Origin of the sequence: Cellulomonas sp. JH27-2 (assembly GCF_014837175.1) — a bacterium.
GTDB lineage: Bacteria > Actinomycetota > Actinomycetes > Actinomycetales > Cellulomonadaceae > Cellulomonas.
Window position 1 is genome coordinate 260,891 of the sequence record NZ_JACYFR010000004.1, and the last position, 14,441, is coordinate 275,331.

17 protein-coding genes and 2 tRNA genes are annotated in these 14,441 nt (G+C 73.5%); 12 read left to right on the forward strand and 7 right to left on the reverse strand.

Annotated features, from left to right (window positions below; all coding sequences use genetic code 11):
• Positions 1 to 46 precede the first annotated feature (46 nt).
• Positions 47 to 1,909, reverse strand: a complete 1,863-nt coding sequence (locus IC607_RS14060; RefSeq protein ID WP_191788020.1) for a DEAD/DEAH box helicase — start codon at positions 1,907 to 1,909, stop codon at positions 47 to 49.
• Positions 1,906 to 2,280, reverse strand: a complete 375-nt coding sequence (locus IC607_RS14065) for a DUF3039 domain-containing protein (RefSeq protein ID WP_191788021.1) — start codon at positions 2,278 to 2,280, stop codon at positions 1,906 to 1,908. The genes IC607_RS14060 and IC607_RS14065 overlap by 4 nt, the downstream gene beginning before the upstream one ends.
• Positions 2,281 to 2,627: 347 nt before the next feature.
• Here IC607_RS14065 and IC607_RS14070 point away from each other — a divergent pair, with 347 nt between their 5' ends.
• The gene (locus IC607_RS14070) at positions 2,628 to 2,780 is read left to right on the forward strand and encodes a hypothetical protein (protein ID WP_191788022.1); all 153 of its coding nucleotides are present in this window, start codon (positions 2,628 to 2,630) and stop codon (positions 2,778 to 2,780) included.
• Between the two features lie 55 nt (positions 2,781 to 2,835).
• Here the strand turns inward: IC607_RS14070 and IC607_RS14075 are convergent, their stop codons facing one another.
• On the reverse strand, positions 2,836 to 4,248 hold the full coding sequence (locus IC607_RS14075; RefSeq protein WP_191788023.1) for a nicotinate phosphoribosyltransferase: 1,413 nt from the start codon (positions 4,246 to 4,248) through the stop codon (positions 2,836 to 2,838).
• 53 nt (positions 4,249 to 4,301) lie between these two features.
• Between IC607_RS14075 and clpS the strand changes: the two genes are divergently transcribed.
• The 7 genes from clpS (at position 4,302) to IC607_RS14110 (ending at position 10,051) form a co-directional block, all read left to right on the forward strand.
• Positions 4,302 to 4,592, forward strand: a complete 291-nt coding sequence (clpS, locus tag IC607_RS14080) for an ATP-dependent Clp protease adapter ClpS (protein WP_191788024.1) — start codon at positions 4,302 to 4,304, stop codon at positions 4,590 to 4,592.
• A complete protein-coding gene (locus tag IC607_RS14085) occupies positions 4,589 to 5,239 on the forward strand; it encodes a DUF2017 family protein (RefSeq protein WP_191788025.1) in 651 nt (216 codons plus the stop codon). Before clpS ends, IC607_RS14085 begins: the two co-directional genes overlap by 4 nt.
• A 10-nt stretch (positions 5,240 to 5,249) precedes the next feature.
• Positions 5,250 to 6,065: a glutamate racemase gene (gene murI, locus IC607_RS14090; RefSeq protein WP_191788026.1), complete on the forward strand. Its 816-nt coding sequence runs from the start codon at positions 5,250 to 5,252 to the stop codon at positions 6,063 to 6,065.
• The gene (locus tag IC607_RS14095) at positions 6,062 to 6,850 is read left to right on the forward strand and encodes an MBL fold metallo-hydrolase (protein ID WP_191788027.1); all 789 of its coding nucleotides are present in this window, start codon (positions 6,062 to 6,064) and stop codon (positions 6,848 to 6,850) included. The genes murI and IC607_RS14095 overlap by 4 nt, the downstream gene beginning before the upstream one ends.
• Positions 6,851 to 6,951: 101 nt before the next feature.
• On the forward strand, positions 6,952 to 7,752 hold the full coding sequence (gene rph / locus IC607_RS14100) for a ribonuclease PH (protein ID WP_225225026.1): 801 nt from the start codon (positions 6,952 to 6,954) through the stop codon (positions 7,750 to 7,752).
• Positions 7,749 to 8,363, forward strand: coding sequence for an RdgB/HAM1 family non-canonical purine NTP pyrophosphatase (gene rdgB / locus IC607_RS14105; RefSeq protein WP_191788028.1), 615 nt, complete (start codon positions 7,749 to 7,751; stop codon positions 8,361 to 8,363). Before rph ends, rdgB begins: the two co-directional genes overlap by 4 nt.
• Positions 8,360 to 10,051 (forward strand): ATP-binding cassette domain-containing protein, encoded by a 1,692-nt coding sequence (locus IC607_RS14110; RefSeq protein WP_191788029.1) that lies wholly within the window; start codon positions 8,360 to 8,362, stop codon positions 10,049 to 10,051. Before rdgB ends, IC607_RS14110 begins: the two co-directional genes overlap by 4 nt.
• A 3-nt stretch (positions 10,052 to 10,054) precedes the next feature.
• On the opposite strand, the gene IC607_RS14115 is transcribed toward IC607_RS14110, so the two are convergent.
• Positions 10,055 to 10,603 carry an NUDIX hydrolase family protein gene (locus IC607_RS14115; RefSeq protein ID WP_191788030.1) on the reverse strand — a complete coding sequence of 183 codons (549 nt, stop codon included), beginning with the start codon at positions 10,601 to 10,603 and terminating at the stop codon, positions 10,055 to 10,057.
• Positions 10,604 to 10,759: 156 nt separating this feature from the next.
• Here IC607_RS14115 and trxA point away from each other — a divergent pair, with 156 nt between their 5' ends.
• A complete protein-coding gene (trxA, locus tag IC607_RS14120; RefSeq protein WP_191788031.1) occupies positions 10,760 to 11,128 on the forward strand; it encodes a thioredoxin in 369 nt (122 codons plus the stop codon).
• A gap of 66 nt (positions 11,129 to 11,194) precedes the next feature.
• Here the strand turns inward: trxA and IC607_RS14125 are convergent.
• Both IC607_RS14125 and bcp read right to left on the reverse strand, forming a co-directional pair.
• Positions 11,195 to 11,280, reverse strand: a tRNA-Leu gene (locus IC607_RS14125).
• A 36-nt stretch (positions 11,281 to 11,316) separates the two neighbouring features.
• Positions 11,317 to 11,784, reverse strand: coding sequence for a thioredoxin-dependent thiol peroxidase (bcp, locus tag IC607_RS14130; RefSeq protein ID WP_191788032.1), 468 nt, complete (start codon positions 11,782 to 11,784; stop codon positions 11,317 to 11,319).
• Positions 11,785 to 11,890: 106 nt separating this feature from the next.
• Here bcp and IC607_RS14135 point away from each other — a divergent pair, with 106 nt between their 5' ends.
• On the forward strand, positions 11,891 to 12,187 hold the full coding sequence (locus tag IC607_RS14135) for a co-chaperone GroES (RefSeq protein WP_191788128.1): 297 nt from the start codon (positions 11,891 to 11,893) through the stop codon (positions 12,185 to 12,187).
• A gap of 80 nt (positions 12,188 to 12,267) precedes the next feature.
• Positions 12,268 to 12,343: transfer RNA gene (locus IC607_RS14140), tRNA-Lys, on the forward strand.
• A gap of 51 nt (positions 12,344 to 12,394) precedes the next feature.
• Here IC607_RS14140 and IC607_RS14145 read toward each other — a convergent pair.
• Positions 12,395 to 12,886, reverse strand: coding sequence for a tetratricopeptide repeat protein (locus IC607_RS14145; protein WP_225225027.1), 492 nt, complete (start codon positions 12,884 to 12,886; stop codon positions 12,395 to 12,397).
• Positions 12,887 to 12,988: 102 nt separating this feature from the next.
• Here IC607_RS14145 and IC607_RS14150 point away from each other — a divergent pair, with 102 nt between their 5' ends.
• Positions 12,989 to 14,434 carry an NAD(P)/FAD-dependent oxidoreductase gene (locus tag IC607_RS14150; protein WP_191788033.1) on the forward strand — a complete coding sequence of 482 codons (1,446 nt, stop codon included), beginning with the start codon at positions 12,989 to 12,991 and terminating at the stop codon, positions 14,432 to 14,434.
• The last annotated feature ends 7 nt before the right edge of the window (positions 14,435 to 14,441 follow it).

Genomic DNA, 14,441 nt, shown 5'->3' on the forward strand with positions numbered 1-14,441 from the left:
TGCGCTCGACGCGTCTCGGGCGCGCTCGCCGTGCCGGGGGTGCTCGCTATTTCTGGCCGACGAACCAGCGTCGGAGCATCGCGACGCGTGCGGTGAGCTGGTCCGGGTCCGCCAGGGCGACCTCCGGGCCGCCGCAGCGCCGGCGCAGCTCGGAGTGCACCGAGCCGTGCGGTTGGCCGCTGCGCCGCGCCCACGCGCCGACGAGCTGGGCGAGCTCCTTGCGCAGCTCGGCCTGCCGGCGGTGGTCCATCTCCTCGACGGGCACCGCTGCTGCCGCGGCCCGACGACGCCCGCTCACCTGGTCGGCCTGGCGCTGCTTGAGCAGTGCGGAGACCTGGTCGGCGTCCAGCAGCCCGGGCAGGCCCAGGAAGTCGAGCTCCTCGTCGGACCCCACCTCCGCACCCGTGCCGAACTCGCCGCCGTCGAACAGGACGCGGTCGAACGACGCCTGCGCCTCGAGCGCCTCGAACGCCCCCATCTTGCCGTCCGGGCCGAGGGCGTCGGGGCCGTTGCGCTCGGAGTTGGCGGCGGCGAGCAGCGCGTCCTCGGGGTTGTAGTCCGCGCCCTGCTCCTCGGCCGACTTGGGGCGGTCCAGCGCGTGGTCGCGCTCGAGCTCCATGGTGTTGGCGAGGGCCAGCAGCTGGGGGACCGACGGCAGGAACACCGATGCGGTCTCGCCGCGTCGTCGGGCCCGAACGAACCGGCCGACGGCCTGCGCGAAGAACAGCGGCGTCGCGGTGCTCGTCGCGTAGACACCGACGGCGAGCCGGGGCACGTCGACGCCCTCGGAGACCATCCGGACCGCGACGAGCCAGCGCGATTCGCCCGCGGAGAACTCGTCGATGCGGTCGCTCGCGCCGTCGTCGTCGGACAGCACGACGGTGGGGGACTGGCCGGTGATGCGGGCCAGGTGCCCGGCGTACGCGCGGGCGTCGGTCTGGTCGGTGGCGATGATCATGGCGCCGGCGTCGGGGACGGCGCGGCGCACCTCGGTGAGGCGACGGTCGGCGGCGGCCAGGACCGACGGGATCCACTCGCCGTTCGGGTCGAGCGCCGTGCGCCACGCCTGCGCGGTCATGTCCTTGGTCAGGGGCTCGCCCAGGCGCGCGCTGATCTCGTCGCCGGCCTTCGTCCGCCAGCGCATGGAGCCGCTGTAGGACAGGAAGATGACGGGTCGCACGACGTGGTCGCGCAGCGCGTCGCCGTACCCGTACGTGTAGTCCGCGACCGAGCGCCGGATGCCGTCGCGGTCCTTGTCGTAGCGCACGAACGGGATCGCGGCGGTGTCCGAGCGGAAGGGGGTCCCCGTCAGGGCGAGGCGTCGGGTCGCGCCCTCGAACGCCTCCCGCACCGCGTCGCCCCACGACAGCGCGTCGCCGCCGTGGTGGACCTCGTCGAGGATGACGAGCGTCGGCGCCGCGGACGTGCGGGCCTGGTGCAGCGCGGGCTTGCTCGCCACCTGCGCGTACGTGACCGCGACGCCGTCGAACCCGTGACCGTGGCGACCCTGCGCGTTGCTGAAGCTCGGGTCGAGCTTGATGCCGACGCGTGCCGCGGCGTCCGCCCACTGACGCTTGAGGTGCTCGGTGGGCGCGACGACAGTGATGCGCCGCACGATGCGCGCCTCGAGCAGCTCGGTGGCGATGCGCAGGGCGAACGTCGTCTTGCCCGCGCCCGGCGTCGCGACCGCGAGGAAGTCCCGCGGCGACGCGTCCCGGTACTGCTCGAGCGCGGCCGCCTGCCAGGCGCGCAGCTTGCCCGCGGTGCCCCACGGCGCGCGGCCGGGGAACGCGGGCGGCAGGTGCGAGGCAGCGCTCGACGAGGCGTGCGTGCTCGTCGGTGCCGCGTGCGCGGCGAAGAGGTCGGGCTCGGTGGACGGGGACGTGGACGGGCGCGGGGCGCCGCTCACTTGCCGCCCGAGCCTCGGCCGAACCCGAAGCGACGCCCGCCGCCGGAGCCGCCCTCACCGGTGCCCTTGTTGTCGTCGCCGTCCTGCGGCTCGCGCAGGCCGTCGTAGATCTCCTTGCACGTGGGGCACACGGGGAACTTGTTGGGGTCGCGGCCCGGCACCCAGACCTTCCCGCAGAGCGCGATCACGGGCTTGCCGCTCATCGCGGACTCCATGATCTTCTCCTTGCGCACGTAGTGCGCGAAGCGCTCGTGGTCGCCCGGCTCTGCCTGCTCCGTCGTCTCCTGGCGCTCCAGCACGCTGGTGGAGGTGCCGCCCTGGTCGGGACCGCTGGGGTCCGCCGGCTGCGGGTTCGGCAGGGGCTCGCTCATGACGCAGGAGTCTACGTCGCCCCGCCGACACGTACCCGCTCCGTCCACACGGGCCGACGCGTGGTGCGGAGGGGGGGACGCACGGCCGTGTGAATCGTTTCGTGCGCGTGATACGCCTGCGCGGACGTCTCAAACAAGAGCCGTCTCACGATGTGGACAGTGTGCGACGAGTGCGTTGTTGCAGGTCAGCGTGCTGGACGCGTGACCACATAGCAGCGACGGGGGTGCGCGCAACTCGTCGGTTCGGCGTGCGGGGGTGATTTCCCGCTGTCAGGGTTGAGGTGTGCCAAGGGCCCCGGGTACCCCCGGATCGCCCTCCTGGTGACCACGAACGAAAGGGTCAACCCATGCCTGCTTGGCTCATCCTCATTCTCGTCGGCGTCGTCCTCCTCGTGCTCGGGGTGGCGACCAACATCGGTTCGTTCCTGATCTGGATCGGTGTCATCGTCCTCGTCGTGAGCCTGATCCTCGGCCTGGTCGGACGCGGACGACGCGTCTGACGCCGGCCCCGCCCGCCCCGCACCCCCGTCGGGGCGGTCGAGGGCCAGCAGCAGCTCAACCCTGCAGTTCCAGCACCACCGTCGGCACCGCCGCCTCGTCGGCCGACAGCCTCCGCGCCCCCCGCGGGAGCTCGTCGCGCGAGGCGCGGTGCCGACGTGCTGCGGCCTCCACACCGGCCGCGCCGACCCACCGGTGGTCGACCACACCGTTCGTCACGAGCGGCACGTGCAGCGCACGCAGCCCAGCCGACGAGCCGGCGCCGTTCGAAGGCGCCTCGTTCCTCCCGGACGCGTCGGAGAGGTCGTCAACGACGCCGGCCTCTTCGGCGCCCTCGTCGGGCGTCCACCCTCGCACCAGCTCGTCCGGCCCTTCCACCAGGACCTCGGCCACTGCCCGGCCCTCCTGGCCCAGTCGCCGCGCGGCGGCCTTGCGCCCGCCCACGCTGATCTTCGCCGTCGACGCCTTCGCCACGGGCTGCAGCACCCCGTCGGCGTCCTCGCGCGCGACGAGCTTGTAGACCATCCCGCACGTGGGCGCGCCGGAGCCGGTGACGAGCGACGTCCCGACGCCGTAGACGTCGACGGGCGCGACGGCAAGCGCCGCGATGGCGTACTCGTCGAGGTCGGACGTCACGACGATGCGCGTCGACGTGGCTCCCGCGGCGTCGAGCTGGTGGCGCACCTCGCCGGCCAGGCCGCCCAGGTCGCCGGAGTCCAGCCGCACGGCACCGAGCTCGGTCCCGGCGGCTTCCAGAGCGAGCTCGACCCCGCGGCGCACGTCGTAGGTGTCGACGAGCAGCGTCGTCGAGGCGCCGAGTGACGCGACCTGCGACGCGAAGGCGGACGCCTCGTCGTCGTGCAGCAGGGTGAACGCGTGCGCGGCGGTGCCGATCGTGGACAGCCCGTAGCGCCGCCCGGCCTCGAGGTTCGACGTCCCGGAGAAGCCGGCGACGACGGCCGCGCGGGCAGCCGCGACGGCGGCCTCCTCGTGCGCGCGCCGGGAGCCCATCTCCAGGCATGGCCGGTCCACCGCTGCGGACGTCATGCGCGACGCGGCCGACGCGACCGCCGAGTCGAAGTTGAGGATCGACAGGACCAACGTCTCCAGGATCACCGCCTCCGCGAACGTCCCCTCGACCACGAGCACGGGGGACTGCGGGAAGAAGATCTCACCCTCGGCGTACCCCACGATCGAGCCGGTGAACCGGTAGTCGGCCAGGTAGGCCAGCGTCCGCTCGTCGACGACGCCCTCCTCGGCCAGCCACGCCAGCTCGTCGGGCCCGAACCGGAACCGCTCGATCGCCTCCAGCACGCGCCCCGTCCCGGCGACGACGCCGTACCGCCGGCCGGCCGGGAGCCGGCGCGTGAACACCTCGAAGACGCAGCGGCGCTGCGCGGTGCCGTCGGCCAGCGCGGCCTGCAGCATCGTCAGCTCGTAGCGGTCGGTCAGCAGGGCGGGCGAGCTCATAGTGGTCAACTTAGAGGGCTGACGGTGTCGGCGGCGCTGCCTAGAGTGGGCGCGTGCCGACGATCGCTCCCGAGCAGACCACGCAGGCAGATGCCGCGACAGCTGTGGCCGACCCCTGGGTCACCATCGTCTGGAACGACCCCGTCAACCTCATGACGTACGTGACCTACGTCTTCGAGACGTACTTCGGCCACCCCAAGGCCAAGGCCGAGAAGCTCATGAAGCAGGTCCACCAGCAGGGCAAGGCCGTGGTCTCGACGGGGTCGCTCGAGAGCATGGAGGTCGACGTGCAGGCCATGCACGGGTTCGGTCTGTGGGCCACGTTGCAACGGAGCGGCCAGTGAAGCCGTTCCGGCGCACCCGGGGTGCGTACGTCGCGCGGTTGACCGACGACGAGCGTCGGGTGCTGGCGGGCGTCGCGTCCGACGTCGCGGACCTGCTGGCCGACGACGTCGACGACGAGCCCGACGACCAGCCCGACGACGACCGGCTCGATGACGACAGGCTCGACGCCCTCGCGCGCGAGCTCGCCGCCCCCGTCCGTCGGCCGCAGGACCCGGCGGTCCACCGCCTGCTCCCGGACGCGAGCCGCGACGACCCCGCGCTGGCAGACGAGTTCCGCCGCCTCACCCAGGCGGACCTACGGGACACCAAGGCCGCCGGCCTGCGGCTGCTCGCCCGCACGCTGACGGCCCGCGACGGCAACCGGCCGTCCCACGTCGTCGTCGCACCGGCGGACGCGCGGCCCGTCGCGGCCGCGATGACCGACGTGCGGCTGGTCCTGGCCGAACGCCTCGGCATCCGGACCGACGAGGACGCCGAGGCGATCTACACGACCGACCCGGTCACGGCGCAGCGCGCGCAGCTCGTCGCGGTGTACGGGGCGCTGTCCTGGCTTCAGGAGTCCTTGGTCACGCTCATGCTCGACGACGCGCGCAACGGGGTGGACGTCACACCGCGCGGCGGCGCCGGTCCGCAGGCGTCGGGCTAGGCTCGGGCGGGTGAACGACGCCCCCATCGGGATCTTCGACTCAGGCGTCGGAGGTCTGACGGTCGCGAGGTCCATCCTCGACCAGCTCCCGCACGAGTCGACCCTCTACATCGGCGACACCCTCAACACCCCCTACGGCCCCAAGCCGCTGGCAGCCGTGCGTGCGCACGCGCTCGAGGTCATGGACGACCTGGTCGACGCCGGGGTGAAGCTGCTGGTCATCGCCTGCAACACGGCCTCGTCGGCCATGCTGCGCGACGCCCGCGAGCGGTACACGCTGCGCCGCGGCATCCCGGTGGTGGAGGTGATCCTGCCCGCCGCCCGGACGGCCGTCGCGGCCACGCGCTCGGGCAAGATCGGCGTCATCGCGACCAAGGCGACGGTCGAGTCGCGCTCGTACGACGACGCGTTCGCGGTCGCCCCCGGCATCACGCTCACCACGCAGGCGTGCCCGCGGTTCGTCGAGTTCGTCGAGGCGGGCATCACGTCGGGGCCCGAGGTCCTGGCGCTCGCGCACGAGTACCTGGACCCGGTGCGCGCTGCCGGCGTCGACACGCTGGTGCTCGGCTGCACGCACTACCCGCTGCTCACCGGCGCGATCTCCTACGTCATGGGCGAGGGCGTCACCCTGGTCTCGAGCGCGGAGGAGACGGCGAAAGACGTGTACCGCACGCTCGTCGCACACGACCTGGAGCGCGACCCCGCCGCCGGTCCCGCGACGCACCGCTTCCTGGCCACGGGCGACCCTGCCTCGTTCCAAGCCCTGGCCCGCCGGTTCCTGGGCCCCGAGGTGCAGGCCGTCGAGCCGCGGGGAGCGTTGCGATGAGGCTCGTCGTGCTGGGGTGCGCCGGGTCGTACCCGTCGGCGGAGTCCGCGGCGTCGGGATACCTGGTGCAGGCGGAGGACGCCGACGGCCGCACGTGGACCGTGCTCATGGACCTCGGCAACGGCGCGCTCGGTCCGCTGCAGCGGCACACCGACCCGACCGCGCTCGACGCCGTCGCACTCAGCCACCTGCACGCCGACCACGTCGCGGACATGGTGGTGCTCAACGTGCTGCGCCGCTACCGCCCCGACGGGCCGTGCCCGCCGGTCGACGTGTGGGGGCCGGACGGCACGGCCGATCGGCTCGCGCAGATCGCCGGCGGCGACCCAGCGACCGACGTCGACGGGCAGTTCACCATCCGCTCGTGGCAGGCGGGCGTGCCCGTCGTCGTCGGACCGCTGACCCTGACACCCGTGCCCGTCGAGCACCCGATCCCGGCGTTCGGCATCCGCGTGCAAGGGCCGTCCGACGAGGACCTCGCGCGCACCGTGACGCTCGCGTACACCGGCGACACCGACGCGTGCGCGGGGCTCGACGAGCTCGCGACCGGCGCCGACCTGCTGCTGTCCGAGGCCGCGTTCGTCGAGGGGCGCGACGACGCGATCCGCGGCGTGCACCTGACGGGCCGCCGCGCGGGCGCCGCCGCTGCCCAGGGGGGCTCGGGGCGCCTGGTGCTCACCCACCTGCCCGCGTGGACGCCGCCCGACGTGGCGACCGCGGAGGCCTGCACCGAGTACGACGGCCCCATCGAGGTGGCGACCCCGGGCGCGACGTACGTGCTGTGACCGTCGCGCGGTGCCTCCCACCCGCACAGTCGCAGGAACGCAGCACCGTGGCGAGTCGGGGCGCGGTCGGGGTTGTCAGGTGGGGTCGTTAGGCTCGTCGCATGACTCTTGATGCCGCCACCTCCGTGCGCGCGGACGGCCGCGCCGCCGACCAGCTGCGACCCGTCACGATCACCCGCCGGTTCCTGTCCGCGGGGGAGGGCAGCGTGCTCGTCGAGTTCGGCGAGACGAAGGTGCTGTGCGTCGCGTCGTTCACCGAGGGGGTGCCGCGCTGGCGCAAGGGCTCGGGCGAGGGCTGGGTCACGGCCGAGTACTCGATGCTGCCGCGCGCCACGAACAGCCGCTCGGACCGTGAGTCGGTCCGCGGCAAGATCGGCGGCCGCACGCACGAGATCTCGCGCCTGATCGGCCGGTCGCTGCGCGCGATCATCGACGTCTCCGCGCTCGGCGAGAACACGATCGTGCTCGACTGCGACGTCCTGCAGGCCGACGGCGGCACGCGCACGGCCGCGATCACGGGCGCCTACGTCGCGCTCGCGGACGCAGTGGAGTGGGCGCAGGGCAAGCGGCTGATCAAGCCGGGCCGCACCGTCCTGACGGACTCGGTCGCCGCGGTCAGCGTCGGCATCATCGACGGCACGCCCATGCTCGACCTGCCCTACGTGGAGGACGTGCGCGCCGAGACGGACATGAACGTCGTGGTCACCGGCTCCGGGAAGTTCGTCGAGGTGCAGGGCACCGCCGAGCACGCGCCGTTCGACCGGGCCGAGCTGGACGCGCTGCTCGACCTGGCCGTCGGCGGCGCGGCGCAGCTGTCCGCGCTGCAGACCGCCGCGCTCGCGGGCGAGCCGGGCGACGGCTCCGCCACGCGCGCGGTGACCGCAGCCGCGGTGACAGCGTGAGCCCTCGGCTGGTGCTCGCCACCCACAACGCGCACAAGGTCGGTGAGCTGCGCGCCATCCTGGCGCCGCTGCTGTCGGACCTGACGCCCGACGACGTCGTCGGTGCGCGGGACGTCGGCGCACCCGAGCCCGTCGAGGACGGGGTCACGTTCGAGGCGAACGCGCTGATCAAGGCGCGTGCGCTGTCCGCGTTCACCGGGCTGCCGGCCGTCGCCGACGACTCCGGCCTGGCCGTCGACGTGCTGGGCGGCTCACCCGGCATCTTCTCCGCACGGTGGTCGGGGAAGCACGGCGACGACGCCGCCAACCTGGCGCTGCTGCTGGCGCAGGTGTCCGACATCGCGCCCGAGCACCGTGGCGCCCGGTTCGTCTGCGCGGCCGCGCTCGTGACGCCGGACGGGTTCGAGCACGTCGAGCGCGGCGAGCTCGTCGGGACGTTGACGTACGAGCCGCGCGGCGCGGGTGGGTTCGGCTACGACCCCGCGCTGGTCCCGCTGGGCGACACGCGCACGTGCGCGGAGCTGTCGCCCGACGAGAAGAACGCGATCAGCCACCGCGGGCAGGCGTTCTCGGCGCTCGCGCCCGTGATCGCTCGTGTTCTGGGTGGATGACGTGCTGCGTGGATGACGTCCAGCTCGTCGCCCGGGGGCTGAGGTTCGGCTACCCGGACCGGCCCGTCCTGGACGGGCTCGACGTCGTCGTGGCCGCCGGGGAGCGGCTGGGGCTCGTCGGGGAGAACGGTGCCGGCAAGACGACGTTGCTGCGACTGCTGGCCGGCTCTCTCGAGCCGTCGGCCGGGTCCGTGCGCCGGGTCGGGTCCTTGGCCGTCGTCGACCAGGAGCTCGAGGTCACGGCACGCGCGACGATCGGCACGCTCGTCGAGCAGGCCTCGTCGACCGCACGCGAGGCGGCCGCCCGGCTCGAGGCGACGATCGCCGCGTTCGACCACGAGCAGGCCGACCTGTCCGGGCTGAGCGAGGCGATGGCACGCGTCGAGCATCTCGCCGCGTGGGACGTGGACCGGCGGATCGACGAGGCGCTGACCAGGTTCGGTGCGCCGCGGGACCCCGAGCGCGAGCTGTCGACGCTCAGCGTCGGCGAGCGCTACCGCGTCCGGCTGGCGTGCCGGATCGCCGAACGCTCCGACGTCCTGCTGCTCGACGAGCCCACCAACCACCTGGACGCGGTCGGCATCGACCACCTCACCGCGCAGCTGCAGCAGTGGGCGGGCGCGGTCGTCATCGTCACGCACGACCGCCGCCTGCTCGACGACGTGATGTCGGCGATCCTGGACCTCGACCCCGCGATGGACGGCAAGCCCGCCTTGTACGGCGCGACGCGCTACGCGGACTACCGGTTCGCGAAGGACCGCATGCTCATGCGCTGGCGGGCGCGCTACCGGGCCGAGCGCAAGCGCGCGCTCGCGCTGGCGCGTCAGCTGGACCGGTCCTACGAGGGTCTGTCCGACGAGTGGCGTCCGCCCAAGGGCTCGAACGCGCACCGGCGGGCGACGCGCGCCCGACAGCACGTCAAGGCCGCCGACCGCCTGGTGCAGCAGCTCGAGGCGACCGCCGTCGAGGTTCCCGTGCCGCCGCTCGCCCTCGCGTTCCCGGACCTGCCGTCGCTGCCTCGTCGGGCGTCCGCCGGCGCTGACCCCGACCGCCCGCTGGACCCCGGCGCCGACCGTGCGGCCTCGCACGCCGGGCCCCTGCTCGAGATCCGCGCGCCACGCGTCGACGGCCGCCTGGACCTGCCGGGGCGACGGATCGACATCGCGCCGTGCGGGCGCCTGCTCGTCGTCGGCCCGAACGGCGCGGGCAAGTCGACGCTGCTCGCGGCGCTGGCCGGGACGATCGGGCTGGACCGCGGGACGCGGACCATCGCCGACGGGGTGCGCCTGGGCATCCTCGGCCAGGAGGGCGCCACCGAGCACGAGCCGCAGACCGGCATCACCGCGTTCGACGCCTACGCGCGCCATGCCCTGCGGCTGCTGGAGTCGAACGCGCTCGACCCTGACCAGCTCGTGCCCGTCGCGGCGCTGGGCCTGCTGACGGAGGAGGACCTCGAGCGGCCCCTGCGCGAGCTCTCGGTGGGGCAGCGGCGCCGGTTCGACCTGGCGTGCGCGCTGCTAGCCGCCCCGCACCTGCTGATCCTCGACGAGCCCACCAACCACCTCTCGGTCGGCCTCGTCGACGAGCTGACGCAGGCGCTGCGCCTGACGTCCGCGGCCGTCGTCGTCGCGACCCACGACCGACGCATGCGCGCCGACCTGGCGGACTGGCCGGTCCTGGAGCTGTAGGGCTCAGATCCGTCCGACGAACGCCATCGCCTGCCGCAGCAGCGCGCCCTGGCCGCCGTTCATCTCCACCTGCACCTGCTCGGCGCACGCCTCCTCGGGCGTGAGCCAGGCCAGGTCGATGGCGTCGTTCTGCGGCTGGCAGTCGCCGGAGACGGGCACGACGTAGGCGAGCGAGACCGCGTGCTGGCGCGGGTCGTGGTACGCCGTGATGCCCGGCGTGGGGAAGTACTCGGCGACCGTGAACGGCTGCGGGGAGGCGGGGATCTGCGGCAGCGCGACCGGGCCGAGGTCCTTCTCGATGTGCCGCAGCAGCGCGTCGCGCACGCGCTCGTGGTACATCACGCGGCCGCTGACGAGGGCCCGGGACATGACACCCTCGCGCGTCACGCGCAGGAGCAGCCCGACCGCGATCACGTCGCCCGAGTCGTCGACGCGCACCGGGACCGCGTCCACGTAGACGATCGGCAGCGAGCGACGCACCTGGGCGATGTCGTCGGCGCTCAACCACCCGTCGGGACGATCGGGCGTGGGGAACTCGGCGGAAGCGGTCACCGTACGTTTCTACCCTGCCGACGCGGCGTCCACGCACCCGGGCGCGCTCGGGCGGGCGATTCCGCCCGGTTCGGCGCGCGGCGTCGCCCGCCGGTGGGAATAGTGGACCTGTCTGTGACGCTGAGGATCGCGGACACCGACGACGGAAGGAACCCCATGGCTACCACCACGCTGACCGGCGACACGATCGGTCAGACGATCAAGGACAACGAGATCGTCCTCATCGACTTCTGGGCCGAGTGGTGCGGCCCGTGCAAGCGCTTCGGACCGGTCTTCGAGGCCTCGTCGGACGAGAACACCGACATCGTGCACGCGAAGGTCGACACCGAGGCCGAGCAGGCGCTCGCCCAGGAGCTGCAGATCTTCTCGATCCCCACGCTGATGGCGTTCCGCGACGGCATCCTGGTCTTCAACCAGGCCGGCGCGCTGCCCGCCCCGGCTCTCGCGCAGGTCGTCGAGGCCGTCAAGGGCCTGGACATGGACGACGTCCGCGCGCAGATCGCCGCGTCGGCGAAGGACGCCTGACGCACTGACCGTATGACGAAGGGGACGGCCCGATGTGGGCCGTCCCCTTCGTCATGTCCGGCTGGCTGGTGCGGGAGACGGGACTTGAACCCGCACGCCCTCTCGGGCACCAGGACCTAAACCTGGCGTGGCTGCCGTTTCACCACTCCCGCGTCGGGCTCGCGCCCGCGGGAGATCATCCCACGCCGTCAGGCGACGGACAGGTCCCGGCGCAGCTTGGCGACGTGGCCCGTCGCCTTGACGTTGTACTGGGCCAGCTCGACGACGCCGTCGGCGCCGACGACCACGGTCGAGCGGATGACACCCGTGACCGTCTTGCCGTAGAGCTTCTTCTCGCCCCAGGCGCCCCACGCCTCGAGCACGCTCTTGTCGGGGTCGGACGCGAGCGGGAACGTGAGGTGCTCGGCCTCGGCGAACGTCGCCAGCTTCTCGACGGGGTCGGGGGAGACGCCGACGACCGCGAAGCCCGCGCCGGCCAGCGATGCGAGCGAGTCGCGGAAGTCGCACGCCTGCGTGGTGCAGCCGGGGGTACCCGCAGCCGGGTAGAAGTAGACGATGACGCGCTGACCGCGCAGGTCGGCCAGGTGCACCTGACCGCCGTCGGCGGTGGGCAGCGTGAAGTCGGGGGCGACGTCGCCGGCGGCGAGACGAGGCACGGAGAACCTCCAGGTAGTGGGTTGCCCTCAGCCTATGTCGCGGCCGGGGTAGCGTCGGAGCGTGCCCGACGAGTCCTCCCAGCCCATCCAGGCCCTGCCCATCCGCATGCTCAACGACCGGCTGCTCGTCACGCTCGACGACGCGGCGGGGGAACGGCGCTCGTCCGCGGGCATCGTGATCCCCGCGACGGCTGCGGTCGGCAAGCGGTTGGCGTGGGCGGACGTCGTCGCGACCGGCCAGCACGTGCGGCAGGTGGAGGTCGGCGACCGCGTGCTGTTCGACCCGGAGGACCGCGCCGAGGTGGAGCTCGAGGGCGCCACGTACCTGCTGCTGCGGGAGAAGGACGTGCACGCCGTGGCCGCTCCTCGCGCCGCCGGGACGGGCACCGGGCTGTACCTGTGAGACCCAGATCGTGACGATCGTCACGGCGGCCGATCTCAGTTGGCATTCTGGGCCAGGAGGCTGCTAACGTTCTCAACCGCGCGCCATTAGCTCAATTGGCAGAGCAGCTGACTCTTAATCAGCGGGTTCGGGGTTCGAGTCCCTGATGGCGCACCAACGCAAGGCCCCTCACCAGCGGGAACGCAGGTGAGGGGCCTTCGTCGTTCGTCAGGCGGTCCGCGTCTGTTCGACGAGCGCGTCCGCGTAGGCGCGGGCCGAGCGCTGGTAGCGGGGGAGCGTCGGCACGACTGCGAGCAGGGCCTCACGCAGGGCCTCGTCGGGCCGACCGGCGGAGTGCAGGGCAAGGGCGAGGAAGACCTGGCGGGCGGCGCCCAACGCCGGTGCATCCGGCGCCGCCTGCAGGAGCGCGACGGCCTCGTCGACCTCGCCCACGTTGCGCAGGGAGCTGGCGAGCTGGATGGTGGCGCGCGTGGCGTTGAAGTCGTCGAGGCCCAGGTCCAGAGCCCGACGGTAGAGCGGGACCGCTGCTCCCTCGATGCCGAGCGAGTCGTGGATGCACGCCCACTCGAAGACCGCGACGGGGTCGTCGTCGGGCCGTTCCGCCACGAGCAGGCGCATCTGCTCCAACGCTCCCTCGCGGTCCTCCAGGTCCGCCGTCTCCCAGAACTCCTCGATGCGTGCTTCCCAGTCGTCGCTCATGGGTCGCCATGCTGCCATCGCTCGTCCTGCGGGCCGGCGCGTCGCGGGTGACGATGGCTCCGGGCGCGACGTACGTGCCCGCACGCGTGGACGGAGAGCTCGATGGCGGACGACCAGCAGGACACCTTCGACGTGATCGTCATCGGCGGCGGTGCGGTGGGGGAGAACGCCGCGGACCGCGCCGGGCGGACGGGCCTGAGCGTCGCGCTCGTCGAGTCCGCGCTGGTGGGTGGCGAGTGCTCCTACTGGGCCTGCATGCCGTCCAAGGCGCTGCTGCGGCCGGGCGCCGCGCTGGAGGCGGCGCGGACCGCGCCGGGCGCCGGTGCGGCCGTCACGGGCGACGTCGACGTCGCGGCCACGTTCGCGCGACGCGACGCGGTGGCGTCGAACTGGGACGACTCCGGGCAGGCGGACTGGGTCGACGGCGCCGGCATCGCGCTGCTGCGCGGCCATGCGCGCTTCACCGGTTCGCGGGCGCTGACGGTCACGGGCGACGACGGAGAGCGCGCGGTGACCGCCCGGCACGCCGTGATCGTCGCGACGGGCTCGTCGGCTGCGGTCCCGCCGATCGACGGGCTCGCCGCCGCGAAGCCGTGGACCAGCCGGGAGGCGACCTCCGCGCAGCACGTGCCCGCGCGGCTCGTGGTGCTCGGCGGCGGCGTGGTGGGTGTCGAGATGGCGACGGCGTTCGCCGACTTCGGCAGCGCCGTCACGCTCGTCGTGCGCGGCGACCGCCTGCTGCCCGCCGCCGAGCCGTTCGCGGCCGAGGCGGTCGCGGACGCGCTGCGCGCCCGCGGCGTCACGATCCTGTTCGGCGCGGAGGCGCGATCGGTGGAGCGCGACGACGACGGCGTCCACGTCGACCTCGGCGGCTCGACGCTCGACGCCGACGAGATCCTCGTGGCGACCGGGCGTCGTCCCCGAACCGAGGACCTCGGGCTCGATGCGATCGGGCTGACTCCCGGCAAGGCGATCGACGTGGACGACGCGCTCGCGGCGACGGGTGCCGACGGCGGCTGGCTGTTCGCGGTCGGCGACGCCACCGGGCGCACCGGCACCACCCACCAGGGCAAGTACGACGCGCGCGTGGCCGGCGACGTGGTCGCGGCCCGGTTCGGCGACGACGAGGACGCCCGCGCCGCCGAGGCCGCCGCGGGACCGTGGAGCCGCTACCGCGCCACCGCCGACGAGGCCGCTGTCCCGCAGGTCGTCTTCACGCGCCCCGAGGTCGCGTGGGTGGGGCACACCGAGTCGAGCGCGCGCGAGGCCGGCATCGACGTCCGCGTCGTGCCCTACGACCTGGCCAACGTGGCCGGCGCGAGCGTCCTGTCGCCCGACTACGCCGGCAAGGCGCAGCTCGTGCTCGACGACGCGCGCGGCGTGATCGTCGGCGCGACGTTCGTCGGCCCGGAGGTGGCCGAGATGCTGCACGCCGCGACGATCGCCGTGGTCGGCGAGGTGCCCCTGTCGCGCCTGTGGCACGCCGTGCCCGCATACCCGACGGTCAGCGAGGTGTGGCTCCGCTTCGGCGAGGCCGCGGGGCTCTGAGCGCTCC

Coding starts and splice junctions, on each gene's coding strand:
- IC607_RS14095 (WP_191788027.1), top strand. CDS start 6,062: ATGAGGCTCGTCGTGCTGGGGTGCGCCGGGTCGTACCCGTCGGCGGAG.
- IC607_RS14110 (WP_191788029.1), top strand. CDS start 8,360: ATGACGTGCTGCGTGGATGACGTCCAGCTCGTCGCCCGGGGGCTGAGG.
- IC607_RS14065 (WP_191788021.1), bottom strand. CDS start 2,280: ATGAGCGAGCCCCTGCCGAACCCGCAGCCGGCGGACCCCAGCGGTCCC.
- IC607_RS14070 (WP_191788022.1), top strand. CDS start 2,628: ATGCCTGCTTGGCTCATCCTCATTCTCGTCGGCGTCGTCCTCCTCGTG.
- IC607_RS14075 (WP_191788023.1), bottom strand. CDS start 4,248: ATGAGCTCGCCCGCCCTGCTGACCGACCGCTACGAGCTGACGATGCTG.
- IC607_RS14150 (WP_191788033.1), top strand. CDS start 12,989: ATGGCGGACGACCAGCAGGACACCTTCGACGTGATCGTCATCGGCGGC.
- IC607_RS14145 (WP_225225027.1), bottom strand. CDS start 12,886: ATGAGCGACGACTGGGAAGCACGCATCGAGGAGTTCTGGGAGACGGCG.
- IC607_RS14135 (WP_191788128.1), top strand. CDS start 11,891: ATGCTCAACGACCGGCTGCTCGTCACGCTCGACGACGCGGCGGGGGAA.
- rph (WP_225225026.1), top strand. CDS start 6,952: ATGACTCTTGATGCCGCCACCTCCGTGCGCGCGGACGGCCGCGCCGCC.
- trxA (WP_191788031.1), top strand. CDS start 10,760: ATGGCTACCACCACGCTGACCGGCGACACGATCGGTCAGACGATCAAG.